Source organism: Aggregicoccus sp. 17bor-14 (genome assembly GCF_009659535.1).
Lineage (GTDB): Bacteria > Myxococcota > Myxococcia > Myxococcales > Myxococcaceae > Aggregicoccus.
Map to the genome: position 1 here is coordinate 27937 of NZ_VJZZ01000025.1, position 25494 is coordinate 53430.

Sequence of the window (25494 nt, forward strand, 5' to 3'; positions counted from 1 at the left end):
GGAGCGCCCATGTCGCTGTGCCGGAACGTCGGCTCGTACTTCCTCCTCGCGATGCTCGGTGTCCTCGCGGGCTGCAGCAGGAGCGAGCCGGTGGCGATGCAGTGCCCCGCGGGCTTCGTCGCCGAGGCCGGGGTGTGCGTCGAGGCCGTCGGACGCGTGAGCGGCACCGCCACCTACGCGGACCAGACTGCGCACGGCGGCATCTCGGTGCTGGTGCTCGGCACCGACCAGGCGGCGACGACCGCCGAGGACGGCGCCTTCACGCTGAGCCGGCTCCCGCCCGGCACCTACGCGCTTGAGGCACGCTCCCCCGGCTACGGCCCGCAGCGCAGCAGTGTGACGGTGAGTGCTGGCGCGAGTGCCACCGCCGGCGCGCTGCGCCTCGAGCGCCTCCAGCCGCCCCCCGCGAGCACCGCGCGGCTGCAGGGCAAGGTGCTGCTGGACGGTGCCAGCACCGACAGCGCCGGCGTGCAGGTGTACCTCGAGGGCACGGGCCACGTGGCCTTCAGCGCCTCCAACGGTGACTTCCTCCTGGAGGGGATCGCGCCGGGCACCTATGCGCTCAGCGCCCAGCACCTGGGCTTCGGCATGGCGCGCGTGGGCGCGCTGCGGCTCGAGGCCGGGCAGACGGTGGACGTCGGGACCCTCCGCCTCGCGCCCGTGGGCAACGCGAGCGGAGCGGTGACGGGGCAGGTGCAGCTGGTCGGCGCCAACGATCACGGCGGAGTGACCGTGTTCCTCGCGGGCACCAGCCTCTCGGCGCTGAGCGCCGCGGACGGGAGCTTCACGCTCGCGCCGGTGCTGCCCGGCACGTACACGCTGGTGATGGCGAAGCCGGGCTACGTGACGCGCAGCTCCGCGCCCTTCCTCGCCGAGGCGGGCCAGAGCACCCGCGTGACGCTGCCTGCGCTCGCTCCGCTCGACGCCAGCTCCAGCCCCTTCGGGCGCGTGGTGGGGCGCGTCACCCGCGCGGGCGCAGCCAGCGGCAATGCGGGCAGCCTCGTCTACCTGGAGGGCACCGACCGCATCACCTACACCGACGAGACCGGCGCGTTCCTCCTGGGCAGCGTGGTGCCGGGCAACTACGCGCTCGTCGCCGCGGCGAACGGCTTCACCTCGCAGCGGCAGGAGGCGCTGGCGGTGGCCGCGGGCGGGGACACCGTCGCGCCCACGCTGGACCTCGAGCGCGTCCCTGCGGTGCCGGATCCGGTGGGCAGCGTGCACGGGCAGGTCCTGCTCGGGGATGCGCGCGCGGACCTGGCCAACACCACCGTCTTCCTCTCCGGGACCTCGTACGTGGGCTACACGGATGCTGAGGGCCACTACTCGCTGACGGGCGTGCTGCCGGGCACCTACCCGCTCGTCGCGATGCGGGTGGGCTACGAGCCTGCGCGCGCCGAGGGCGTCGTGGTCACGGTGGGCCAGGTGGCGTCCGTGCCCACCCTCACGCTCGCGCCCGGCGCTCCCGCCCCCGGCGCGGGTGCCGTAGAGGGCAGCGCGTTCCTGCTCGGCGCGCCGAGCCACGCCGGCATCACCGCGAAGCTCCTGGGGCCCGAGGGGACGGCGCTGCTGACCACGACCACCGACGCGGCCGGGCGCTACGCCTTCGCGAGCGTGCCCGGCGGCATCTACGCCCTCACGCTGACGGCCCCCGGCTTCGCCGAGGCGCGACTCGAGAACGTCGTCGCGGCGTCCGGCGTGTTTCGGCCCGCGAGCACCACCCTTCGGCGCGGAACGCGGCTGGATGCGCGACCCCTCTACCGCGCCGTCTTCACGCCGGCCCAGGACCGCGCCGTCCTCAACTTCGTGGACGGAGGGCAGCCCAGCACCTACGCCTACGAGGTGGGGACGGGTGGCTTCGTGACGCTCGCGAACACGATGATCTGGCCGTTCAGCTTCGATGCGACGGGCACCTACGCCTCCGTGCAGGCGGGCACCTCGATGATGCGCAGCAACCTGCGGACCGGCGCGCTGGACGCGGTGACGCCCGCGGGCGATCCGGTCACCCAGGCCTGGCAGCTTCCCGCGGAGCTTGTCCTGCGCACGTCCGCAGGCGACCTCTACACCCTGCGCCCCGATAGCACCGTGGGCGAGCTGCTGGCCACCCGCCCCTGCCCGGCTGTCGCGCTCGGCCCCCAGGTCACGACGCAGTTCGCGCGCGGTGCAGGCAGCACCTGGTACCAGGTCGACTTCGGCGGCAACTGCGCGGGAGCGAATGGCCAATACCGGATCCTGCACCGCTTCGTGCGTCAGGGTGGCGTGGCGAGTGGCTGGTTCGAGAAAGCCTACGTGAGCCCGTCCGGAACTTGGGCCCTGGCGCTGGCGGTGGACGACGTGACGGCGCCCGAGCCGTGGAGCTGGACGCTGCAGCGGATCGACTTCGCGCAGGGCACCGTCACACCGCTGGTCACAGCCGTCACCACGCTCTTCGTCGCGCCGGACCTGAGCTTCGCGCGGGTCGGGCACGCACCGGAGCGCACGAGCACCCTGTTGAGCTACTCGGCCGTCGCCCCGGCCACCGGAGCCGTGACCCTGCTCGCCGAGCACGCCCTCATCAGCGACGTGGACGAGGACGGGCGGCGGGCACTGGTGTCCACGCTCGCTCCGGCCGAGGTACGAGAGCTGCGCTTCGACGCCGCCACCTCCGTGACCGCGTGCCCGGGGGCGCTGGTCGTCGCCAATCCCGAGGCCGCGCTCTGCAACACGGGCAACCCCGGCGTGCTCACGGGGTATGACCGCCGAAGCCGCACCGCGCGCGTGCTAAGCACACAGGCGCTGCGGGACGCACGTCTCGCGGGCGACGGCGCGACCTGGAGCGAGGCGGAGGGCCCGCGCGGAGCGCGGGTCGGCACCGCGGGCGAGAGCACCCCCTTCTGCACAGGAGATATCTGGATCGAGGCCCGCGTCTCCACGAATGGGCACGTCTGGGCGGGCTACTGCGCTGGGACCGCGGGCATCCGCTCCCTAGTCGTGGACCTGGAGCGGGGCGCCGTCCACGAGGTGATGCCCGGCCCGAAGCCGAGCGATGTCGCCTCCAGCAGCCCGGGCTTCTCGCTGACGGCCCAGGGCAACCTGGTGGCCTTCACGTGGACTCAGGCGGCAACCACCACGGAAGCCTGGCGCTGCACCGCGGACGCGCCGTCCGGCTCGGGCTGCACCGCCTTCTACGACCTGCGCACCCGACAGCGCCTCGTCGTGCCCGGAAACTACGAACTGGTCGCGCAGGGGCCCGGAGAGCTCGGCGCCTACGCGCGGCGCTACGAGTGGTACCTGTACACTGCCCGCAGCCTGCACGTGCAGTTCGGCCCGGGCACGCCGCGCGTGCTCACGCTCGACCCGCTCTGGACCGACGGGAGGCTGGGCGCGGATGGGCGCTGGGGCCTGATGTTGAGCAGCGAAGGGAACGAGCAGACGCTGCTCCTCACCGACGCCCAGCTGGGCACGAAGACGGTGCTCGAGCGCCTGTACCAGTGGGACCGTCCGCCGCTCGACCGGATCGGCACCGGGAACACCTATCGCGGCACCACCTTCGCCGTGGACCTGGACTCCGGCGTCGTCACGAACCTGGAGGCAGGCGCCCGCGACTTCCGCGCCTCCGCGGACGGCTTTACCTACGTGACGGGCCAGGACGTGCTCACCCTGCACGCCTTCCGGGAAGGCAGCGGGCTGAGCACGCTGCTCACGGGGGTGCACGCGGCAGTGCCTCCGGCCTACGCCTGGCCTCCCTACGCTCGCCCCCTCTTCGTCTCGGACGCCGACGGCGCCCTCTCCGAGCTGAATCCCGGCGCCGGCACGGTGCGCAGCTTCGGCACGGGCTTCGCGCCCGAGGTGCGCAACCTCGACGACGTGCGCACGCTCGCACTGCACAACGTGGACCTCACCGGAGGGGACCTCGTGCTGCTCGACTTCGCGGCCGGCAAGGCCGTGGACCTCCACGTGCGCGTGCGCCGCCCCGTCAACGTCTACGCCGCGTCCGCCGAGCGCCTCCTCGTGGCTTCCGAGGACGCGGACGGCCGCCCCTCCCTCAGCGCGGTGCGGCTGGACGGAAGTGGCGCCCGGCGGCTTGGCCCGGAGGCGCGCCAGGCCGGCTTCAGCGCCGATGGCTCGCGCGCGCTGTTCTCCGCCGCAGGCCTGTTCTGGGTGGAGAATCCCGCGGGCGCTTCCTTCGCGATCGACTCCGACCTGGCCTATCTGTACTCGTACGGAGAGGGCAACCACGCGTACTTCTCGCGCGACGCGCGCCACATCCTCTACTCGCTCGCCTCGGCGCCCGACACCGAGCCGCAGCGCAGCGGCACGTTCCGCGTGGACCTCCCCTGAGCGCGAGCGCCTCTCGGCGCTGTCCGCCGGGCCCGCAGGGCGCAAGAGTTTGTCCAAGCTGCCCCTCGGGCCCGCGCCTCGGGCCCGTGGGACACACCTACATCGCCCCCGAACAGACTTCATCTCCCGAGTCGGGGGCCGAGCACGCGCGTGATTTTTTTGTCGTGGCCCGCACGCGAAAGCCCGAGTCTGCGCGCGCCAATGCAACTCGATTTCACCAGGCCCTTCGTTGCCACGCACGTCATCCACACGCGCGACCCCTCGCTCGAGCGCGAGGCGGTGATGCTGTGCGCGGACGCGCGCGGCAACGGCCCGGCCTTCACCCGCGAGGAGTGGGAGCAGGCGCAGAGCGAGGGCGAGCTGCCCACGCCGGTGTGGACCTGCCGCGACGGCCGCTGGTTCGCGCTGGGCACCGCGGCGCGCGTGCACGAGGGGAAGCTCTCCTTCTGGGCGGTGCCGGTGCAGGAGCGTGCGCCGTGAGCAGCGCCGAGCCCATCCTGCTGGTGGAGGACGACCCGGACATGCGCGATGCGCTGGCGGACGTGCTCGTGGAGGAAGGCTTCTCCGTGCACACCGCGGCGGACGGGCTGGAGGCGCTCGAGCTGCTGCCCGTGCTGCCGCGCCCCTGCACCGTGCTGCTGGACTGGCTGATGCCTCGGCTGGGGGGCGCGGGGCTGCTGCAGCGGCTCTCGGAGAAGGGCGCGCTCGAGGGGCTGCGGGTGCTCGTCACCACCTACTACGAGGGCCCCATCGCGGGGGACGGGGTGGCGCGCGTGCTGCGCAAGCCCTACGACATCGGCGAGCTCCTGCACTGGCTGGACCCGCAGCGCTTCCCGCACGCGCCCTAGCGGGGCGTGTTGCACTAGGCTTGCGGCCCACGTGCGCTCCCCGAGCTCCCTCCTGCAGTCGCTGTCCGCGCGGCTGCTCGCCGCGTTCCTCCTGCCCACGCTGGTGTTCCTGCTGCTCACGGGCGCCGCCGGCTACGCGCTCGCGCGCGCGCTGCTGGAGGAGGAGCTGGGCGCGAGCCTCTCGGGGCTCGCGGCCACCGCGGCGAGCCAGGTGAGCGCCGAGCGCATGCTGTCCATCGAGCCGGGAGACGACGTGCCGCCCACGCCCACGCGCACCTGGCGCAACCTCGCGCGCGTGCTCGAGGAGGTGCGCGCGGCGGCCGGCGCGCGGCGCGTCTTCGCGGTGGACGTGGAGGGGCGCGTGCGGGCGGACGCGGGCGGCGGGCTGCCGGTGGGCACCGAGCTGCCCGAGCTCGCGCGAGACCGCCTGGAGCTCGCGGCGGTGCTCGCGGGGCGGCGCGCCGCGAGCCAGGTGCTCTTCAGCGGCGCGGACGGCCAGCTGTACAAGACGGGCTATGCGCCGGTGCGCCAGGGCGAGCGCGTGGTGGGGGTGGTGGGCGTGGAGGGCAGCGCCGCCTTCTTCGGCCCGCTGCGCCGGCTCGCGCGCGCCTTCGCGCTGCTGAGCGCCGTGGCGCTCGCGGTGCTCGCGATGGTGGCGGTGGCCACCGCGCGCGGGCTCTCCGGCCCCTTGCGCCGGCTGATGGCGGCGGCGGAGCGCATCGGCGGGGGCGACCTCGCCACCCCCGTGCGCCCCGAGCCCACCCGGGAGATCGGCGTGCTCGCGCGCGAGCTGGAGCACATGCGCGGGGCGCTGGAGGCGCGCGACCGGCAGATGCAGCTGATGCTCGCGGGCGTCGCGCACGAGGTGCGAAACCCCCTGGGCGGCATCGCGCTGTACGCAGGCCTGCTCGAGGAGGACCTGCGCGCGGGGGCGCAGGACGCGGCGCCCGGGCACGTGCAGCGCATCCAGGCGGAGATCGCCTACCTGCAGCGCATCGTGGAGGACTTCCTCGCCTTCGCGCGCGAGCAGCCCGTGCAGCGCGCGCCCCTGGGCGCCCCGGACCTGGTGGAGGGGGCGGTGGCGCTCTTGAGCGCGGAGGCCGAGGCGCGCGGGGTGCGCCTCCACGTCCAGGTGCAGGAGGCGGTGCTCGAGGCGGACGGCAGCCTGCTGGTGGCCGCGCTGGTGAACCTGGTGAAGAACGCGGTGCAGGCGAGCCCCGAGGGCGCCGCCGTGCGCGTGGAGGGCGTGCGCGAGGGGGCGCTCTACCGCGTGCACGTGGTGGACGCGGGGCCCGGGGTGCCCGAGGCGCTGCAGGCGCGCATCTTCGAGCCCTTCTTCACCACCCGGCAGAAGGGCAGCGGCCTGGGGCTCGCGCTCGCGCGCAAGGTGGCGCGCGCGCACGGCGGGGAGCTCAGCTTCCGCTCGCGCCCCGGTGACACCTGCTTCACCCTGCAACTGCCCCTGGCGTCCTGAGCCCGAGCCCAGGCGGGCGGTGGGGTCCCTGCCCGCACGCCTGCCTGGCAGCCCGTTGTCCCGGCCTCGGCCCGGTCCCATCTTCGCGGGGGAGGCCCCATGGCCGAGCAAGACCCCCCACGCGTCGTGCACACCCTGCGGCTCGAGCTGCCCTGGAGGACGCTGTGGCGGCTGCTCGCCTTTGCCGCGGGCATCTGGCTCTTCCGCGAGCTGTGGGAGGTGGTGCTGCTCGTGGTGGTGACGCTGGTGCTGGTGGGCACGCTCAACCCGCTGGTGGGCCGGCTCGAGGAGCGGGGCCTGCGCCGGCCCTGGGCGGTGGCGGCGCTGTTCTTCGGGCTGCTGGTGGTGGCGGTGCTGCTGGGCGTGCTCACCCTGCCCGCGCTGGTGAAGCAGGTGACGGAGCTGGTGCAGGCCGCCCCCGGCTACCAGGAGACCGCGGCCCGCTGGCTCGAGGTGCACCGGCCCTTCGCGTCGCTCGCGAAGACGGTGCGCCAGGGCGGCTCGTCCGAGGCGCTGAGCGTGGCGGGCACGCAGGTGCTCGCGCTCTCCGGCAGGGCGGTGGAGCTGCTGGGCTACGGCTTCACCTGCATCTTCCTCTCGTTCTACTTCCTCGTGGATCCGGAGCGCACGCGCGGCGCGCTCTACGCGCTGATGCCGCGCCGCTACCACGTGCGCGCCGCGCGCATCCTGCTCAACCTGCAGACCATCGTGGGCGGCTACATGCGCGGCCAGATCATCACCTCGGCGTGCATCACCGTGTTCGCGCTCGCGCTGCTGCTCGCCTTCCGCGTGCCCAACGCGCTCGCGCTCGCGGTGTTCGCGGGGCTCACGGACGTGCTGCCCTTCATCGGGGCCGTCCTGGCCACCACCCCGGCGGTGCTCGGCGCGCTCTCGCGCGGCACCGGGCCCGCGCTGGTGGTGCTCGCGGCGATGCTCGCCTACCAGGAGTTCGAGAGCCGGGTGCTGGTGCCGCGCGTGTACGGGCGCGCGCTGCGCCTGCCCGCCTCCGCCGTCATCCTCGCGCTGCTGTGCGGCGGCATCCTGCTGGGCATCCTCGGCGCGCTGCTCGCGCTGCCGGTGGCCGCGGGCCTGTTCATGGCCATCCGCGAGCTGCGCCTGGAGCTGCCGGGAGAGGACGGGGACGACCCGGCGCTGCGCCACCGCGACGCGCGCGCCGAGCGCGAGTACGCGCGGGCGGCGGCCGGGGCGCCCGCGAGCGAGGCGGCGCAGATCGCCGTGCAGATCGCCGACGACATCCGCCAGGAGGACGCGGCCCGGCAGGAGGACGCGGAGGACGTGCCGGTCACCGCGGGCGAGGAGGGCGCGAAGGCAGCGCCCCGCAAGGCGCCGTGAGCCCGGTGAGGCCGCACTGCCCTCGGCTCATCCCCCACCCTGCCCCGCTCCCAGCGGGAGAGGGGACTTCTCGGCCACGGCGCGCGCCTTCTCGAGCAGCCGGCGCAGGGGCGCCTCGTCCGCGCGCGCGAGCGCCTCGTCCCAGGAGAGCCACTGCGCCCCGAAGGACTCGGCCGGGTCGTGCGCGAGCTGCTCCGGGTCCTCGGCCACCACGAGGAAGCGCACGTCCAGGTGGTGGTGCTCGGGCTCGTCGCGGCGCGCGGGGATGCTGTGCACGTCCACGTCCAGGGGCTCGGGGGCGAACGGGTGGAGGAAGACGCGGCAGCCGGTCTCCTCCTGCGCCTCGCGCAGCGCGGTGGCCTGCATCTGGCCTCCGTCCTGCGGGTCCGCGTGGCCGCCGGGCTGCAGCCAGCGGTGCAGCTTCGCGTGGTGCACGAGCACCACGTGGCGCCCCGCGGGGTCGGTGACCACGGCGCTGCCGGTGAAGTGCGCGTCGGCCTGCGCGCGGCTGAAGGGCTCGGCGAGCGAGCGCGCGCACTCGCGCATGCGCTCGAGGTCTCCCGCCTCCTTCGGGTCTGCGGGGCGGTGCTGGGCGAGGAGCTGGACGAGCGCGTCGGCGGGCATGGACGCACTCTAGCCCGGGGTTGACGCGGAGGCGGGAAGCCTGCACCACTGGAGCGCCATGGCCCGCATCCTCGTCATCGATGACCACGACAGCCTGCGCGAGGGCATGACCCTCACCCTCACCCGCGCGGGCCACTCCGTCTCCGCGGTGAAGAGCGCCAGCGAGGGGCTCGCCGCCTACACCAAGGCCCCCTTCGACCTGGTGGTGACGGACCTCAAGATGGACGGCATGGACGGCATCGCCTTCACCCACGCGCTGCGCGCCCAGGCGCCGCAGGCGGTGGTGCTGGTGGTGACGGCGTTCGGCACCATCGAGACGGCCGTGCGCGCGATGCAGGAGGGCGCCTTCGACTTCATCACCAAGCCCTTCAGCCCCGAGGTGCTGCGCGCGAAGGTGGACAAGGGGCTGGAGCTCGCGTCCACGCGCAAGCAGGTGGAGCGCCTGAGCGCGCACGCGCAGGCGCTCGCGGTGGACGCGGCGGCGGGCCACGGCGCCATGGTGGGCGAGAGCGAGCCCGTGCAGCGGCTGCTCGCCCAGGTGCGGCGCGCGGCCGCCACGGACGCCACCGTGCTGGTGCGCGGCGAGAGCGGCACCGGCAAGGAGCTGGTGGCGCGGCTGCTGCACACGCTCTCCCCGCGCAAGGACGGCCCCTTCGTGGTGGTGCACTGCGCGGCGCTCGCCGAGAGCCTCCTGGAGAGCGAGCTGTTCGGCCACGAGCGCGGCGCCTTCACCGGCGCGGTGCGCCGCAAGCTCGGGCGCTTCGAGCTCGCGGACGGCGGCACCCTCTTCCTCGACGAGGTGGGGGAGATTCCCGCGAGCGTGCAGACGAAGCTCTTGCGCGTGCTGCAGGAGCGCACCTTCGAGCGCGTGGGCGGCGAGGAGACGCTGCACGTGGACGTGCGCGTGGTGAGCGCCACCCACCGCGACCTGCAGGCGGAGGTGAAGGCGGGGCGCTTCCGCGAGGACCTCTACTACCGCATGCACGTGGTGCCGCTCACCGTGCCGCCCTTGCGCGAGCGCCCCGAGGATCTGCCGCTGCTCGCGCGCCACTTCGTGCAGAAGCACGGCCCGCGCGTGAACCGGCGCGTGCAGGGGCTCACCGAGGGCGCGCTCGCGGCGCTCGCGCGCCACGCCTGGCCGGGCAACGTGCGCGAGCTGGAGAACGTGGTGGAGCAGGCGCTGGTGTTCGCCGAGGGCGAGCTGCTCACCGAGGCGGACCTCCCCTCGCACCTCGCCCCCGCCGCGCCCTCGCGCGCGCTCGGGGCCCTGCCCGTGCCCTCCGGGGACCGGCCGCTGCCGGACATCCTCGAGGACCTCGAGCGCCAGCTCATCGCGCGCGCCTACGAGCGCGCGGGCGGGGTGAAGACCGAGACGGCGCGGCTGCTCGGGATCAAGACGAGCGCGCTGTACTACAAGCTGGAGAAGTACGGCTTCCTGCCCCGCGGCGAGCCGCACGAGTAGGTGCGGGTGCGCGCCCCTCCCGCGCCCACCCCCCTCGGAAATCCGCCGCCCCGCGACTTTTTGCCGTCCGCCCCCGGCCTCCTGCCCCAGACCCCGGGGCAGGCCGGCGGCCAACCCCCCGGACTTCCCCGCCCGCGCCGCCCCCCGCGCCGGGCCCTTCCGTGGCACCATCCTTGCTCACCCCCTGCCACCCGTGATGCCGCGCCGCCCCCTGCTCGCCCTGCTGCTCGCCCTCGCCCTGGTCCCGGCCGGCGCGCGCGCGGCCGCTCCGGACGCGGGCACGGCAGGGGCCCCGGGCACTGCGGCTCCGGGCGCGCCAGGAGCGCTCGCGCGGGCGCGCAGCGAGGCGGCCGAGGCGCGCGCAGCGCTCGCGGCGCTGCGCTCGCGCCAGGCGGCGCTGCGCACCGAGCTCAACGCGCTGGGGGCGCGCATCGAGGAGCTGAAGGCGGAGCGCCAGGGCAAGCTGCGCACGGGCGACGAGCTGGAGGGCGCGCTGCGCCGCTCGCAGGAGCTCTCCGAGGAGCTGTCGCGGCTCGCGCAGCAGGCCTCGGCGGCGGAGGGCGCGAGCCGCACCCGCGCGCTCGCGCTGCACGCGGCGCTGGGCGCGGAGCTGCAGCGGCTGCGCGCGGCGTGGGAGGCCACGCCCGAGCGCGAGGCGCGCGAGGCGCTGCTCGCGCAGATGCGCACCCTGCGCGCCGAGCGCGACGGGGTGCGCGCCGCGCTGCCCGCCGGGGAGCTGCCCGCGCTCGCGGCCGAGGGACCGGCCAGCACGGACGACCCCGAGGACCTGCTGCAGCAGGCGGACGCGCTGCGCGACTCGCGCGACAAGGTGCGCCAGCGCCTCGCCGTGCTGCAGGGCCACATCGCCGAGCTGCGCGAGGCGCGCGACCTCGAGCGGCGCATGAGCGACTTCCTCGGCGACGAGGCGATGTTCGACGAGCAGGACCGGCGCCTCAACGTGCGGCGCGAGGGCGGCAGCGCCCTGCGCGTGGAGCGCACGCCGCCCACCGGCGGAGGCCAGGTCGGCGCCGGCGACCCGGGCGAGCCTGCCCCGATCGTCGCCACCCCCGCGCCCACACCGCCCGGCGCCCCGGACCAGCCCCCGCCGCCCACCTCCTCGCCCGCGGGCGCGCCCTCCCCCACCTCCAGCGCGCGCGACCTGCGCCCGCAGGTGGGCGGGGTGCGCGCACAGGCGCTCGCGGGCGGAGCCCCCGAGGACCTGGGACAGCTGGAGGCCGAGGCAGCGCGGCTCGACGCCCTGGCGCGCGAGCTGGAGCGGCGCGCGGCGGCGCTCGAGGCGCGAGGCCGGGAGCGCGAGTAGCGCGCGCGACAGCAGCTTCACCTTCACCGCGAGGGAGACCACGGCCTGCAGGCGCACGTCAGAGGGCGGAACGCGGCCCTTGCCGCGCACGACGATGCTCCTGGTGGGCGCGCTGACGTACGGCTGCAGCTCCACCTCGGGCACGTCCAGGAAGGGCGAGCAGGCGCAGGCGAGCAGGAGGAGCAGGGCGCTCGCGCAGGGGGCGCGAGGCAAGCGCAGGGGCGCACGCCCGCAGCCCACCCGCTGCAGAGAAGCGACCGGCCCCCGGGGGGGCGCGCTAAGGTGCGGGGCCGCGTGCGCTCCACCCTCCCGCTCCTGCTGCTGCTGCTCCTCACTGGCCTCGCGCTGCCCGTGCGGGCGCAGGCGGTGCGCGAGGGCAGCCTGCGGCTGAGCGCGGGCACGCTGGTGGACGGCAACGCCCCGCGCGACTTCACCGAGACGGACGGGAGCGGGGCGAGCGCCCAGCCGGACGTGGGGCTGCACCTGCTGGGCAGCGCCGCGGGCCGCTACACCGCCGAGCGCTACCAGCTGGTGGGCCGCTACGACCTGGGCACCAGGCTCTACCTGCGCTACCGCTCGCAGAGCCTGCTGGTGCAGGCGGGCACCGTGGAGGCGAGCCACGCGCTGGGCCCCACCCTGGGCGCCGGGGTGGAGGCGCGCGCGAAGGACCGGCGCGGCGGGGCGCGCGCCTACTCGGACCTGGGGGCGAGCGCCTTCCTCGAGTACGTGCCCGACGTGCGGCTCGACGTGCGCCTGCGCGCCGGCGCCCACCGCTTCGTGTACCGGCCGGACGAGCGCGCGGACTTCGGCGGGCCCGAGCTCTCGCTCACCGGGCGCTACCGCATCGACCGCCGCCACAGCCTCAGCGCCTCGGGGGAGTGGGGGCGGCGGCGCTACGGCGTGGGGGCCCAGAGCGCCCCGGAGCTCGTGAGCCCGGCGCTGGGCCGGCGCGAGGACCAGGAGCTCTCGGCGGGCGTGGGCTACGCGTACCGCGGGCCGGTGGCCCTCTCCTTCGGCTACGGCTTCCAGGAGCTCGCGAGCAACAGCTACGGCGAGACCCTGCTGCGCCACCGGCTCAGCGCGAGCGCCGGGGTGCACCTGCCCCTGCAGTTCACGCTGCTCGCGCAGGGAGCGCTCGTGCTCAGCCACTACCCGGACGGGGTGTTCCTCTCCCCGGACATCATCCTCACCGAGGACGAGGAGGCGCAGAACAACCTCTCCCTGCGCCTCGTGCGCCCCCTCACCCGCTCGCTGGACCTGGAGCTGTCCGGCGGCATCTACGGGACGCGCCTGCCGCGCAACGGCCTGAGCTACACGCGCAGCATGGCGGGCGTGGGGGTGACGTGGAGACTCTGAAGAGGCTGTGAAGCGGCGCTGAGCTAGAGGTCCTCGAGCCGCGCGTCGATGTCCTCGGCGAGGCTCTGGTGGCTCTGGGCGAGCGCGGTGGAGCGCGCCCGGCCGAGCACCTCGCGGGCGCGCTCGGGCTGGCCCGCGCCGGCGTACGCGTCCCCGAGGCTCACGAGGGCGGCCGCGTAGGTGGGGTCCAGCGCCACCGCGCGCTCGAAGCAGCCGGCGGCCTCGGAGAACTCGCGCCGCTCGAGGTAGAGCTTGCCCAGGGAGAAGTGCCCCATGGGCGAGTCGGGGAACTCGGCCACCATCTGCTTGAACTGCTCGAGGCGCGTGTCGCTCATGGACGCGCTCTATAACTCAGCGATAGGGTGTTTGCCCTCATGGCTACGAAGAAGAAGACGTCCCCGAAGAAGAAGGCCCCGGGCTCCACGAAGGCCGGCAAGGCGAAGGGCAAGGCGCAGGCCGCGAAGAAGGCGGCGGCCGCGAAGAAGAAGGCCCCGGCCAAGAAGAGCCTCGCGCGCAAGAAGCCCGCGAAGAAGAAGCTGCCCGCAGGGCTTGCCCCGGTCCCCGCCGGCCCCGCGGAGAACCCGCGCGCCCAGGCGCTCGCGCGCAAGATTGCCCAGCTGGTGCTGGACAAGAAGGCCAAGGACGTCCTCATCCTGGACGTGCGCGGGATGACCTCGTACGCGGACTACTTCGTCATCGCCTCGGGCGAGAGCGACCGCCAGGTGAGCGCCATGGCGGACGGCGTGCTCAGCGAGATGAAGAAGAGCGAGAACCTGCGCCCCATCGGCCACGAGGGCACCGAGACGGGCCAGTGGGTGCTCATCGACTACGGCGAGGTGGTGGCGCACCTGTTCTTCGAGGAGGTGCGCGCCTTCTACGACCTCGAGGGCCTGTGGGCGGACGCCGCCCGCGAGCAGGTGGCCTGAAGGTCCGCGTCCTGAGCGTGGGAAGGGACCGCTCGGGCCTGTACGAGCCCGCGGTCCAGACCTACGCGCAAAGGCTCGCGCACTACACGCGCTTCGAGCTGGTGGAGCTGCCGGAGGCGAGCGGCAAGAAGCTCAAGTCCGGCGACGCGAAGAGCCTGGAGGCCGAGGCCATCCTGCAGCGGCGCAAGCCCCAGGACTGGCTCGTGGCGCTCGACGAGCGCGGCCAGCTGCTCGACTCGGTGGAGCTCAGCCGCTACGTGGGCAAGGCGCAGGGCGGCAGCCGCGACCTGCTCTTCGTCATCGGCGGGGACGAGGGGCTCGCGGACAGCGTGCGCGCGGCGGCGCACCTCACCCTGAGCCTCTCCAGGATGACCCTGCCCCACCGGCTCGCGCGCGTGGTGCTGGTGGAGCAGATCTACCGGGCGTTCACGCTGCTCAAGGGCGAGCCCTACCACAAGTAGGCCGTAGCGCACCCCGGACCCGCTGCATACAGTCAGGCCATGACTTCCAAGGCCAAGCCTGCGCACAAGGTTCTGCTCGTCATCCTGGACGGCTGGGGCATCCGCAAGGAGCGCGACAGCAACGCCATCCTGCTCGCCGGCACGCCGCAGCTGGACAAGCTCGCGCACGACGCGGCCTTCGCCGAGCTGCAGACGAGCGGGCTCGCGGTGGGCCTGCCGGACGGGCAGATGGGCAACAGCGAGGTGGGCCACACCAACATCGGCGCGGGCCGCATCGTCTACCAGGACCTGGTGCGCATCAACCGCGCCACCGAGAGCGGCGAGCTGGGGCGCAACCCCGTCATCCGCGCCGCGATGGACCAGGCGAAGAGCGAGGGGCGCGCGCTGCACCTGCTCGGGCTCACGAGCCCCGGCGGCGTGCACTCCTCCATGGAGCACCTGTACGGGCTGCTCGAGGCGGCGAAGGAGCGCGGCCTGCCGCGCGTGTTCGTGCACGCGTTTCTCGATGGGCGCGACACGCCGCCGCAGAGCGCGCTGGGCCACGTGGAGGAGCTCTCCAAGGTGGTGCACCGCACGGGCGCGCGCATCGCCACGGTGAGCGGGCGCTACTACGCGATGGACCGCGACAAGCGCTGGGACCGCGTGAAGCTCGCCTTCGACGCGATGGTGCGCGGCGAGGGCCCCAAGGCCCCGGACGCGCTCGCTGCCATCCGCGCGGCGTACGCGGAGAAGGTGACGGACGAGTTCGTGAAGCCCACCGTCATCGCCGCCGGGGACGGCAGCCCCGTGGGCCGCATCCAGGACGGGGACGTGGTGCTCTTCTTCAACTTCCGCGCGGACCGCGCGCGAGAGATGACCCAGGCGCTCGCCTTCGACTCCTTCAAGGAGTTCGACCGCGGCGGGCTGCACCTGGGGCGCTACGTGTGCATGACCCAGTTCGACGAGACCTTCGGGCTGCCGGTGGCCTTCGCGCCGGACCAGCCCACGGAGATCTTCCCGGAGATTGTCTCCCGCGCGGGCCTGCACCAGCTGCGCACCGCGGAGACGGAGAAGTACGCGCACGTGACCTTCTTCTTCAACGGAGGCCGCGAGGTGGTGTTCCCCGGCGAGGACCGCGTGCTCATCCCCTCCCCGCGCGACGTGAAGACCTACGACCTGAAGCCGGAGATGAGCGCGCGCGAGGTGACGGCGGAGCTGGTGAAGCGCCTGGACTCCGGCAACTACGACTTCGCGCTGGTGAACTTCGCCAACCCGGACATGGTCGGCCACAGCGGCATGCTCGAGCCCACGATGAAGGCGGTGCGCGTGGTGGACGAGTGCCTGGGCATCCTGGGCGCCGCGTGCACGCGCAACGGCTGGGTGATGGCGGTGAGCGCGGACCACGGCAACGCGGAGCAGATGACCGACCCGCAGACGGGCGAGCCGATGACGAGCCACACGCTCAACCCGGTGCCCTTCTACCTCATCCACCCGGAGTTCCGCGGGCAGCGGCTGCGCCCCGGCATCCTCGCGGACATCGCCCCCACGCTGCTGAAAGTGATGGGCCTGCCGCAGCCCGAGGCGATGAACCGCCAGGGCCTGCTGCCGTGAGAGAGGCGGCAGCAGGGCTGGGGCGCGCGCTGCTGGACTTGCTCTACCCGCCCTCCTGCCTCGGCTGCGCGCGGGTGCTGCCCGCCGACGGCTTCTTCTGCGAGCCCTGCGACCTCGCCGTGGAGCGCACCCCGCCCGCGCACTGCCCGCGCTGCGCCGAGCCCGGCCGCTTCGAGAGCGCGGACGGCACGTGCGCGCGCTGCACCCGCAGCGCGCCGCCCTTCGCCCGCGCCTGGGCGCCCTTCGCCCACGCAGGCCCCGTGGCGCGCGCCATCCAGCGCTTCAAGTACGAGGACCACCCGGAGCTCGCCCCCGGCCTCGCCCGGCTGCTCGCCGGGGAGGCCCAGAGCTTCCTCGCGCAGGCGCCCCGGCTCATCGTCGCCCTCCCGCTGCACGCGGCGCGCTTTCGCGAGCGGCGCTACGACCAGGCGGGCCTGCTCGCCGCGGAGCTCGCCCGGGCCACCGGCCGCTCCCTGCGCCTGGACGTGCTCGCGCGCACCCGCCCCACCCGCCGCCAGGTGGGCCTGAGCGAGGCCGAGCGCGCCCTCAACGTGGAGGGCGTCTTCGAGGCCGTGGGCCCCGCGCTCGCGGGCGCGGACGTGCTCCTGGTGGACGACGTCTTCACCACCGGCGCCACCACGCGCGCCGCCACCGCCGCCCTGCGCTCGGGCGGCGCGGGGCAGGTGCAGGTGCTCACCCTCGCCCGGGCGTTCAGCGCCTGACGCTGGGCCTCGCGCCTGGCCGCCTGCTTCCGTGGAAGGTCATGGAAGCTCCACAGGGCACCAGGCGTTACCCTGCGCGCCTTGTGTGCGGCTGCTCGGCTGTTACACAAGGGCCTGCCCTCCCGCCTCGCCGAAGGACCCCCTCCATGCTGCGTTGGACCCTCCCCCTCCTCCTGCTGGCCCTCGCCCCCCTCCCGTCCGGGGCCGCGGCCGGCGCCCCTGCGCCGGACAGGGACCCGGTGCCTGCCCAGGTGCGCGAGGCCTCCGCGCGCGCGCTGCAGCTCGCGGGCAGCCCCCGCGGCGCCGCGCAGCTGGTGCGCCTGCACGGGCTCGCGGACGAGGTGGAGGACCTCGCCCCGCTCGCCGCCGTGTACGAGCAGGTGCTCGCGCGCAAGGGCACGGACCCGGGCACGCGCGACACCGCGCGCCTGCTGCTGCTGGACCTGGAGCGCGGCCGCGGCCGCCTGGATGCCGCCGCCGAGCAGGCGCGCGCGCTGGGCTTCGTGGGGGACTTCTACGTGGTGGGCGGCTTCGACAACGAGGGCAAGGCGGGGTGCGACCGCGACTTCGGCCCCGAGGCGGCGGGCCTCTCGCTCGCGCAGAAGTACAGCGGCGTGGGCGGGCGCGAGCTCACCTGGCGCAAGCTCCCCGTGCGCCCCCTGGACGGCAGCGTGGACCTGGGCGCCGCGCTGCGCCCCAACCGCGGCGTGGTGGCCTACGCGCTCACCTACCTCGAGGCCACGCGCGCCACCCGCGCCGCGCTCTCGGTGGGCACCTCGGGCGCCTTCCGCCTCTGGGTGAACGGCGAGCGCGCGCTCGCGAGCGACCACTACAACGCGCCCCGCCCCGACCAGGCGCGCGTCTCCGTGCAGCTGCGCCCCGGGCTCAACCGCGTGCTGCTCAAGGTGTGCCAGGACGCGGGCGCCCTGGGCTTCGCGCTGCGCCAGACGCCCGCGGCCACCGGTGACGCGCCCGCGCGCGCCGTGCTGCCGGACGTGCTCCCCGCGCTCGCGAAGGGCGCGCCGCCCGCGCCCAGGCCCATGCCCACCGTGACCGAGCGCCTCGCCGCGCTCGTCGCGAAGGCGCCGCAGGACGGCAACCTGCGCCTGGACTACGCGCGCGTGCTCGCCTTCAACCGCGCCTACGACGAGGGCGAGCACACCGCCGCGGTGGAGGCGGAGCGCGCCGCGCAGCTGCTGCCCGAGGACCCCGAGGCCCAGATGCTCACGGCCGCCCTGCACGACGACGACCTCAACCTGCGCCGCCGCTTCCTCGAGCGCGCGCTCGCGGCGGCCGGCGGCCCCGGCGGAGGCCTGCGCTCGGTGGATGCGCGCGTGGCGCTCGCCGAGCACGAGCTGCGCCAGGACCACCCCGAGCGCGCCCTGCCCCTGCTGGAGGGGGCGGTGAGGGACGCGCCGGACAGCGCCTCCGCGCGCCTCATGCTCGCGCGCGCGCTCGAGGCGCTGGGGGAGCAGCCGCGCTCGCAGGCCCTGCTGGAGGAGAGCCTGCAGCGCCTGCCGCGCCAGCCCTCGGTGGTGCGCGCCGCCGCGCGCGCGAGCGCCCGCATGGAGCGCCCCGCGGAGATGGTGCAGCGGCTGCGCGCCACGCTGCAGCTGCGCGCGGACGACCGCGCGAGCCGCCGCGCGCTCGCGAGCAAGCTGGCGGACATGGCGGACGTGGCGGGGGCGGCGAAGGAGCTGCAGGCCCTGCTCGCGCAGGACCCCTTCGACAACGGCGTGCGCCTGCAGCTCGCCGAGCTGCTGGGCGCGAACGGCCAGGCCGCCGAGAGCACGCGCCTCTTCGCCGAGGCGCGCGCGCTCAGCCCCGACGAGCCCGAGGTGTACGAGCGCGAGGGCCACGTGGCGCTCACCGCGGGCCGCCGCGCGGATGCGCTCGCCGCCTTCGAGCGCTCGCTCACCTTGCGCCCGCAGAACCCGGGCCTGCGCGACGTGCTGCGCACCCTCAAGGGCGAGGACGAGGGCGGCAGCACCCAGTACCGGGTGGACGTGGCCCCGCTGGTGCGCGAGGCGGACGCCTTCGCCAACGAGGACGCGGTACTGGTGGTGGACAGCACCTTCGTGCGCGTGCAGCGCTCGGGGCTGAGCAGCCGGCAGAACCAGCTCGCGGTGAAGGTGCTCAACACCCGCGGCCTGGACGCCTTCCGCACCTTCCCCATCACCTACTCGCCGGACCGCCAGGAGGTGCGCATCCTGCGCGCCCGCATCACCAAGCCGGACGGCACCGTGGTGGACGGCTACAGCGAGAACGAGCGCAACATCAACGATACGCAGAGCAGCATGTACTACGACGTGCGCGCCAAGGTGCTCTCCTTCAGCGCGCTCGCGGTGGGAGACCTGCTCGAGCTCGAGTACCGCCTCGACGACACCGCGCAGGACAACCTGCTGTCGGACTACTGGGGTGACGTGGACAGCGTGCAGAGCACCTATCCCAAGGTGCGCTACCAGTTCCTCGTGGAGATGCCCGAGGGCCGCCCGCTGTACTGGAACCAGAAGCAGGTGGGAGGCCTGAGCCACCAGCAGGAGCAGCTGCCCGGCGGGCGCACCCTGTACCGCTGGAGCGCGAAGAGCGTGTCCAAGGTGGTGCCGGAGCCCGGCATGCCCGGCTGGGCGGAGGTGGCGACGCAGCTGCACGTCTCCACCTACAAGAGCTGGGAGCAGGTGGGCCGCTACTACTGGGGCCTCGTGCGCGACCAGCTCACCCCCAACGAGGAGCTGCGCCGCACGGTGGACCAGGTGCTCACCCAGGCGAAGGTGGACCGCAAGGATCAGCTCGCGGTGGTGCGCGCCATCTACAACTTCGTGGTGACGAACACGCGCTACGTGGCGCTGGAGTTCGGCATCCACGGCTACAAGCCCTACCGCGTCGACCGCATCCTCAGCAGGCGCTTCGGCGACTGCAAGGACAAGGCGAGCCTCATCCACGCCATGCTCAAGGTGGCCGGGGTGGACAGCCGGCTGGTGCTCCTTCGCATGCGCGACCTGGGGCAGCTGAGCGGCGAGCCCGCGAGCCTCGCGGCCTTCAACCACGCCATCGCCTACGTGCCCCAGTTCGACCTCTACCTGGACGGCACCGCCGAGTTCCACGGCGCGAAGGAGCTGCCCAGCGCGGACCGCGTGGCGAACGTGCTGGTGGTGGAGCCCAACGGCGTGAGCCGCTTCCTCACCACCCCGGAGGCGCGCCCCGAGGACAACCTCACCCAGCTCTCGCTCGAGGTGACGCTGCAGCCGGACGGCAGCGCCGCGCTCGCGGGTGGCTCGAAGGCCGCGGGCCAGAGCGCCCCGCAGTACCGGCGCGCCTACCAGTCGCCCGCGACCCGCAAGAGCACGCTCGAGCGCGCCTGGGCCCAGACCTTCCCGGGCCTCACGGTGAACGAGGTGAAGCTCTCGGACCCCACGCGCCTGGACGAGGACGTGGCGGTGGACTTCCAGATGCGCGTGCCGCGCTACGCGGAGGCCGGCCCCGGCGCCCTGCGCTTCCTCGCCTTCGGCAGCCCGCGCTCCTACGTGCAGACCTACGCGCCGCTGGTGGAGCGCCACTACGACCTGGTGATGAGCACCCCGTGGGTGAACCGCTTCTCCTTGCGCTACCACCTGCCGCAGGGCTACCGCGTGGCGCAGCTGCCCCCCGCCTACGAGGAGACCACCCCCTTCGGCCGCGTGCGCCTCACGCAGCGGATGGAGAACGGGCAGCTCGTGGCCGAGGGCGAGCTCGCGCTCACCACCGCGCGCGTGAAGGCCGAGGACTACGCCGCCTTCCGCGCCTTCCTCGGCCGCATCGACCAGGCCTTCGCGCGCAAGGTGACGGCGGTGTCCGGCGGGACCACCGCCGCGAGTCCCTCGCCCTGAGCTAATCCAGAAGCCGGCCGAGCAGCGCGCGCACGGCGGCCGGGTCCGGGATGCGCAGCCCCGCGCTGGTGGGGCGGCTGCCCACGTGGATGGCGAGGCTGCCCTCGGGCAGCGCCTGGAACATGTCCTCGTCCGTGCGGTCGTCCCCGATGGCCACCACGAGCGCGCCCTTGGGCGCGGCGCCCACCGCCGCGCCCACCACGCGGCCCTTGTTCACCCCGCGCGGGCGCACCTCCACCACCTTGTCGCCGGGCAGCACCTCCAGCGGCCCCTGCGCGAAGGTCTCCGCCAGGTGCAGGCGCAGCTCGCGCGCCTGGTAGGCGCCGAACTGCGAGTCCACCTGGCGGTAGTGCCAGGCGAGCGCCGCGGTCTTCTCCTCGATGAGGCTGCCGGGCACGCGCGCGACGAAGGCCTCCAGCAGCGCGCGCACCCGCGGCTTCCAGTCAGTGGGCACGTCCGGCAGCATCGTCCACGGCTGGCCCGGCCCCAGCCGGCTCCACAGCCCGTGCTCCGCGTGCAGGCCGAGCGGCAGCGGGCCGAACCACTCCTCGAGCGTCTCGCGCTTGCGCCCGCTGATGAGGCTCACGCTCGTGTGCGGCCGCTTCACCAGGCGCTCGAGCAGCGTGCGCAGGCCCGCGTCCGGGGCGGCGAGCTCGGGGCGCGGGGCGAAGCCCTTGAGGGTGCCGTCGTAGTCCAAGAGCAGCACCAGGTGGGGCGCCGCCTTCATGCGCGCGAGCGCCGCCTCCACCGCGGGGCCGCCGCTCTTCGCGCGCGGGGGCGGCTCCTCCTCCAGGGCGGAGAGGAAGGTGCGCGCCCACCAGTGCACGTCGTTCTGGCGCACGCGCCGGCGCATCGCCTGCATGCGCTCGCGCCGCTCGGGCTCGGGCATCTCGAGCGCCACCTGCAGCGCGTCCGCCATGCCGTCCACGTCGTAGGGGTTCACCTGCACGGCCTCGCCCAGCTCGGCCGCCGCGCCCGCGAACTCGCTGAGCACCAAGACGCCGTCGCCGTCCGTGCGCGCGGCGCAGAACTCCTTGGCCACCAGGTTCATGCCGTCGCGGATGGGGGTGACGAGCAGCACGTCCGCGGCGCGGTAGAGCGCGGTGAGCTGGCGCATCGTGAAGGAGCGGTAGAGGTAGTGGATGGGCACGCGGTCCACGCTGCCGTAGGCGCCGTTGATGCGCCCCACCAGCTCGTCCACCTTCTCGCGGTACACCGCGTAGTCCTCCACGCCGGTGCGGCTGGGCACCGCCACCTGCACGAAGCGCAGGCGCCCGCGCCAGGCGGGCTCGCGCTCCAGCAGCCGCTGCACCGCGAGCATGCGGCGCGGGATGCCCTTGGTGTAGTCGAGCCGGTCGATGCCCAGCACCAGGCGCTGGTCCCCTGCGTGCTCGCGGTGGCTCCTCGCCTCCTCCTGCACCGCGGGGTCCTGCGAGAGGCTCTCGAAGCTCTGCGCGTCGATGCCCATGGGGAAGGCGCCCAGGCGCACCTCGCGCCCCTCGTAGGCCACGCGGTCCACGCTCAGCTCCGCGCCCAGGATGCGCAGGAGCGCGCTGGCGAAGTGGCGCACGTAGGCGAGCGTGTGGAAGCCGATGAGGTCCGCGCCCAGCAGCCCGCGCAAGAGCTCCGCGCGGCGCGGCAGCGTGTGGAAGATCTCCGAGGAGGGCCAGGGGATGTGCAGGAAGAAGCCGATGCGCGCGTCCGGCAGCCGCTCGCGCAGCATGCCGGGCACCAGCATCAGCTGGTAGTCGTGCACCCAGATGGTGTCCCCGGGCTGGTAGTGGCTCGCCGCGAGGTCCGCGAAGCGCTGGTTCACGCGCCGGTACGCCTCCCAGTCGCGGTCCTGGTTGGGCATGCGCTCGACGAGGTAGTGGAAGAGCGGCCAGAGGAAGCGGTTGCTGTAGCCCTCGTAGAAGCGGCTCACCTCGCTCGCGCTCAGGTGCAGCGGCACGCAGCGCAGCTCGCGCAGCTGCACGTCCAGCGCCGCGCGCTGGGCGCCGTTGAGGCGCGACACGTCTCCGGGCCAGCCGATCCACAGCCCGCCCGACTGCTCGTGCGGCCCCTTGAGCCCGGTGGCCAGCCCGCCCGCGCTCGGGACGACGGAGACGGTGTCCCGGTCCAGCTTCACGGTGACCGGCAGGCGGTTGGAGACGAGCAGGAGGCGGGCCATGGGCCCTATGGCAGTAATCACTGCGGGTGCGCGGCGTGAGGCCTTTCCGTCCCCTCGTGAACGTCCTACGCCCTCGCAGCCCCGGACGCCGCGCGCCAAGCCCCTGACCAGGCAGGCAGTCGCTCCCGGAGGAATCGCGGCGTGCTTAGGTCCTCCGGGACGATGCGCGCCGCCGCCCTCCCCGCTCCCCTCTCCGCCCTGCGGCGCCTCGCGCGCGACCGGTTCCTGCTGGGCATGGCGGCCGCAGTGCTGCTCGCGGTGCTGCTGCCCGGCCTCGGCCGCAGCGGCGGCCCCCTGCACGCGGACCTGCTCGCGGACGCGGGCATCTTCCTCGTCTTCCTCCTGCACGGGCTGGGGCTCTCGCCGGCGGCGCTGGCCGAGGGTGCGCGCCGCTGGCGCCTCCACCTCTTCGTGCAGGCCTTCACCTTCGGGCTCTTCCCGCTCCTGTGGCTGCTCGCGGACGCGCTCGCGGGGCGCTGGCTGCCGCCGGCGCTCAGCCTGGGCTTCCTCTACCTGTGCGCCGTGCCCTCCACCATCTCGTCCTCGGTGGCCTTCACGGCGGTCGCGCGCGGCAACGTGCCCGGGGCCATCTTCGACGCGAGCCTCTCCAGCGCGCTGGGCGTGGTGCTCACGCCGCTACTCTTGCGCGTGCTCGGCCACACGCAGAGCCAGGCCCTGCCCCTGGGCGAGGCGGTGGGGAAGCTCGCGCTGCTGCTGCTCCTGCCGCTCGCGCTGGGCCAGGCGCTGCGCCCGCTGCTGGGCGCGCGCGCCGAGCGCATCCGCCGCTCCACCCACGGCGTGGACCGCGCCGTCATCCTGCTGCTCGTCTACGCGTCCTTCTGCGACTCGGTGGCCACGGGGGTGTTCACCCGCTACGGCTACGCCACCGTGGGCATCGCGCTGGTCGGAAGCCTCGCGCTGCTCGCCTTCGTGCTGTGGCTGAGTACGGTCACCTCGCGCGCGCTGGGCTTCACGAAGGAGGACGAGATCGCCGCCGTGTTCTGCGGCTCGAAGAAGACGCTGGCCTCGGGGGTGCCCATGGCGCGCCTGCTCTTCGGCGCGGACCCGGCGCTGGGGCTCATCGTGCTGCCCCTGATGCTCTACCACCAGGCGCAGCTCTTCGTGTGCTCACTGATGGCCGAGCGCTACGCGCGCCGCCTCCAGGACCCACCCTGAGGCGCGCCCAGGAGGCCCTCAGTCCGCGACGTACACCCGGTGCGGCGTGCCCTCGTAGTCGATGACCCGGTCCATCCGCATCCCGAGCCGCTCCGCCACCCGGATGGAGGAAGCGTTCTCAAGGTGGATGACGGCGACCACGGGGATGCGGGGGAAGTGCACGCGGGCCAGGTCGATCGCGGCGCGGGAGACCTCGGTGGCGAAGCCCGTGCCCCAGGTGGAGGGATCGAGGCGGTAGGCAAGGTTCAGCACCGGTCGGCCTTCGAGCTCCTTGTGCCGCACGCCCCCGACGCCCACCACCACCCCGGGCGCCTCACGCCGCGCGACCGCCCAGTAGCCCACGCCGCGCTCGGCCCAGTCCTCGAGCCACGGGCCGAGCAGCGCGCGCGCATCGTCGAGCGAGCGCATGGTCCCGGAGACGCGGTACCGGCTCGTCTCCGGATCGCTGTGCAGCGCGAAGATCACCTGCAGGTCGGTCTCACGGAAGGGACGCAGCAGCAGCCGCTCGGTGGCGGCGCTCTCGAAGGCGGGATGCATGGGGGCATCCTAGCGCTCGTGCAGCGCGTCCTGCGCTTCGCTGTGCGCTTCCCGGGCTCAGCCGCGGAGCGCGACCTCGCCGCGCGCCTCGGCGCGGGAGGCGGTGGGCAGCAGCCGCGCGCGCAGCCAGCGCTCGCAAGGCACGGAGAGCCACCGCTCCGTCGCCCACCCGAGCAGGCCACACAGCGGCACCACCGGCAGGTACCAGAGCCAGCCGTGGCGCAGCTCGCCGCCGCCCGCGCGGAAGAGCCGCACCGCCGCGTACACGACGAACATGTGCGTGAGGTAGATCTCGTAGCTCATCCGCCCCCACGCGCGCAGCCACGCGGTCGCGCGCAGCGCTCGCGGCGGATGCGCGTCGAAGGCCAGCACCAGCGCGAGCGCCGAGAGCGTGAGCCACAGCATCACGCCATCCTTCAGCACCTTCCACAGCGGCCCTTCCCAGAAGAGCACGGCGACGAGCCCCGCGGTGCCCAGCGCGAGCAGCGCGCGGGTCCAGGCCCGGGAGGGTGCCTTCCAGCGCGCGGCGAGGAGCGCGCCGAGCACGCCCAGCGCGATGCCCGACATGCCCGGCAGATAGGCCTTCTCCTGCCAGATCTCGTTGCCCGCGAGCGCCGCGCGCATCCACGGCAGCGAGAGCGCGAGCGGCACCAGCGCGAGCGCGAGCACCCAGGTGCGCCGCGCGAGGAGGCACGCGAGCGGGAAGCCCAGGTAGAACACCTCCTCGATGGAGAGGCTCCAGAGCACATCCCAGCCGCCGGGCAGATAGCCCTTCATCCCCTCGTACCAGTTCAGGTGCAGGCCGAAGGTGGCGACGATGGCCCCCGCGAGCGACTGCCCCGGACGCTCGATGACGTAGTCCGGTGCGCCCACGAGGTGCAGTGCGCCGAGCACCGCCACCAGCGCGACGAGGCACGGCACGATGCGCGAGAAGCGGCGCGCGTAGAAGGCCCGCAGGTCCAGCTCGGACAGCCGCCCCCAGCGCAGCAGCGCGCCGCGGGTGATGAGGAAGCCCGAGATGACGAAGAAGACGAAGACGGCCTCGTAGCCGTTGTAGTTGAGCGCGTTGAGCAGGCGCACCGGGAGGAACTCTCCCAGCAGCGTCTTGCGCAGCGGGATGCGCAGCCCCAGGTGGTGCAGCACCACGAGTAGGATGGACAGGCCGCGCAGCAGGTCGATGCCCGCGTTGCGTGACACAAGGGGCTCGGCGGGCTCGGTGGGCTTGGAAGCGCGGGGCGCGGAGTCCATCCGCTACTGATACCAGGGCCGCCCCCGCGGGCGTGAGCGA

Annotated in this window: 19 protein-coding genes; 14 read left to right on the plus strand and 5 right to left on the minus strand. The window is 74.2% G+C overall.

The window, feature by feature from the left end:
* The first annotated feature begins 9 nt into the window (after positions 1-9).
* The 5 genes from FGE12_RS29445 (at position 10) to FGE12_RS29465 (ending at position 7995) form a co-directional block, all read left to right on the plus strand.
* Positions 10-4320 (plus strand): collagen binding domain-containing protein, encoded by a 4311-nt coding sequence (locus FGE12_RS29445; RefSeq protein ID WP_153869984.1) that lies wholly within the window; start codon positions 10-12, stop codon positions 4318-4320.
* A gap of 201 nt (positions 4321-4521) precedes the next feature.
* On the plus strand, positions 4522-4800 hold the full coding sequence (locus FGE12_RS29450; RefSeq protein WP_153869985.1) for a hypothetical protein: 279 nt from the start codon (positions 4522-4524) through the stop codon (positions 4798-4800).
* On the plus strand, positions 4797-5168 hold the full coding sequence (locus FGE12_RS29455; protein WP_153869986.1) for a response regulator: 372 nt from the start codon (positions 4797-4799) through the stop codon (positions 5166-5168). Before FGE12_RS29450 ends, FGE12_RS29455 begins: the two co-directional genes overlap by 4 nt.
* A 31-nt stretch (positions 5169-5199) precedes the next feature.
* Complete coding sequence (locus FGE12_RS29460; RefSeq protein ID WP_194798408.1) at positions 5200-6642, plus strand: ATP-binding protein; 1443 nt, start codon at positions 5200-5202, stop codon at positions 6640-6642.
* 99 nt (positions 6643-6741) lie between these two features.
* Entirely contained in the window at positions 6742-7995 is a 1254-nt protein-coding gene (locus tag FGE12_RS29465) for an AI-2E family transporter (RefSeq protein WP_153869987.1), read from the plus strand.
* Between the two features lie 27 nt (positions 7996-8022).
* Here FGE12_RS29465 and FGE12_RS29470 read toward each other — a convergent pair whose 3' ends face one another.
* Positions 8023-8619, minus strand: a complete 597-nt coding sequence (locus FGE12_RS29470) for an NUDIX hydrolase (protein ID WP_153869988.1) — start codon at positions 8617-8619, stop codon at positions 8023-8025.
* A gap of 58 nt (positions 8620-8677) precedes the next feature.
* Between FGE12_RS29470 and FGE12_RS29475 the strand changes: the two genes are divergently transcribed.
* From FGE12_RS29475 to FGE12_RS29485, 3 genes are all read left to right on the plus strand, one after another.
* Entirely contained in the window at positions 8678-10081 is a 1404-nt protein-coding gene (locus FGE12_RS29475) for a sigma-54 dependent transcriptional regulator (RefSeq protein WP_153869989.1), read from the plus strand.
* Between the two features lie 196 nt (positions 10082-10277).
* The gene (locus tag FGE12_RS29480) at positions 10278-11402 is read left to right on the plus strand and encodes a TetR family transcriptional regulator (RefSeq protein ID WP_153869990.1); all 1125 of its coding nucleotides are present in this window, start codon (positions 10278-10280) and stop codon (positions 11400-11402) included.
* 294 nt (positions 11403-11696) lie between these two features.
* The gene (locus FGE12_RS29485) at positions 11697-12758 is read left to right on the plus strand and encodes a hypothetical protein (protein WP_370459204.1); all 1062 of its coding nucleotides are present in this window, start codon (positions 11697-11699) and stop codon (positions 12756-12758) included.
* Between the two features lie 23 nt (positions 12759-12781).
* On the opposite strand, the gene FGE12_RS29490 is transcribed toward FGE12_RS29485, so the two are convergent.
* Positions 12782-13093: a tetratricopeptide repeat protein gene (locus FGE12_RS29490; protein WP_153869992.1), complete on the minus strand. Its 312-nt coding sequence runs from the start codon at positions 13091-13093 to the stop codon at positions 12782-12784.
* A 39-nt stretch (positions 13094-13132) separates the two neighbouring features.
* Between FGE12_RS29490 and rsfS the strand changes: the two genes are divergently transcribed.
* The 5 genes from rsfS (at position 13133) to FGE12_RS29515 (ending at position 20323) form a co-directional block, all read left to right on the plus strand.
* A complete protein-coding gene (gene rsfS / locus FGE12_RS29495; RefSeq protein WP_153869993.1) occupies positions 13133-13684 on the plus strand; it encodes a ribosome silencing factor in 552 nt (183 codons plus the stop codon).
* The gene (locus tag FGE12_RS29500; protein WP_153870012.1) at positions 13681-14145 is read left to right on the plus strand and encodes a 23S rRNA (pseudouridine(1915)-N(3))-methyltransferase RlmH; all 465 of its coding nucleotides are present in this window, start codon (positions 13681-13683) and stop codon (positions 14143-14145) included. Before rsfS ends, FGE12_RS29500 begins: the two co-directional genes overlap by 4 nt.
* Before the next feature lie 39 nt (positions 14146-14184).
* On the plus strand, positions 14185-15735 hold the full coding sequence (gene gpmI, locus FGE12_RS29505; protein WP_153869994.1) for a 2,3-bisphosphoglycerate-independent phosphoglycerate mutase: 1551 nt from the start codon (positions 14185-14187) through the stop codon (positions 15733-15735).
* A complete protein-coding gene (locus FGE12_RS29510; protein ID WP_370459205.1) occupies positions 15732-16457 on the plus strand; it encodes a double zinc ribbon domain-containing protein in 726 nt (241 codons plus the stop codon). Before gpmI ends, FGE12_RS29510 begins: the two co-directional genes overlap by 4 nt.
* A gap of 146 nt (positions 16458-16603) precedes the next feature.
* Positions 16604-20323: a DUF3857 and transglutaminase domain-containing protein gene (locus FGE12_RS29515; protein ID WP_153869995.1), complete on the plus strand. Its 3720-nt coding sequence runs from the start codon at positions 16604-16606 to the stop codon at positions 20321-20323.
* A gap of 1 nt (position 20324) precedes the next feature.
* Here FGE12_RS29515 and FGE12_RS29520 read toward each other — a convergent pair whose 3' ends face one another.
* Complete coding sequence (locus tag FGE12_RS29520; protein WP_153869996.1) at positions 20325-22493, minus strand: bifunctional alpha,alpha-trehalose-phosphate synthase (UDP-forming)/trehalose-phosphatase; 2169 nt, start codon at positions 22491-22493, stop codon at positions 20325-20327.
* Between the two features lie 162 nt (positions 22494-22655).
* Between FGE12_RS29520 and FGE12_RS29525 the strand changes: the two genes are divergently transcribed.
* Entirely contained in the window at positions 22656-23669 is a 1014-nt protein-coding gene (locus FGE12_RS29525; RefSeq protein WP_153869997.1) for a bile acid:sodium symporter family protein, read from the plus strand.
* An 18-nt stretch (positions 23670-23687) separates the two neighbouring features.
* Here the strand turns inward: FGE12_RS29525 and FGE12_RS29530 are convergent, their stop codons facing one another.
* Both FGE12_RS29530 and FGE12_RS29535 read right to left on the minus strand, forming a co-directional pair.
* Complete coding sequence (locus tag FGE12_RS29530; RefSeq protein ID WP_153869998.1) at positions 23688-24206, minus strand: GNAT family N-acetyltransferase; 519 nt, start codon at positions 24204-24206, stop codon at positions 23688-23690.
* A 57-nt stretch (positions 24207-24263) separates the two neighbouring features.
* Positions 24264-25454, minus strand: a complete 1191-nt coding sequence (locus FGE12_RS29535) for an acyltransferase (protein ID WP_153869999.1) — start codon at positions 25452-25454, stop codon at positions 24264-24266.
* Between the last annotated feature and the right edge of the window lie 40 nt (positions 25455-25494).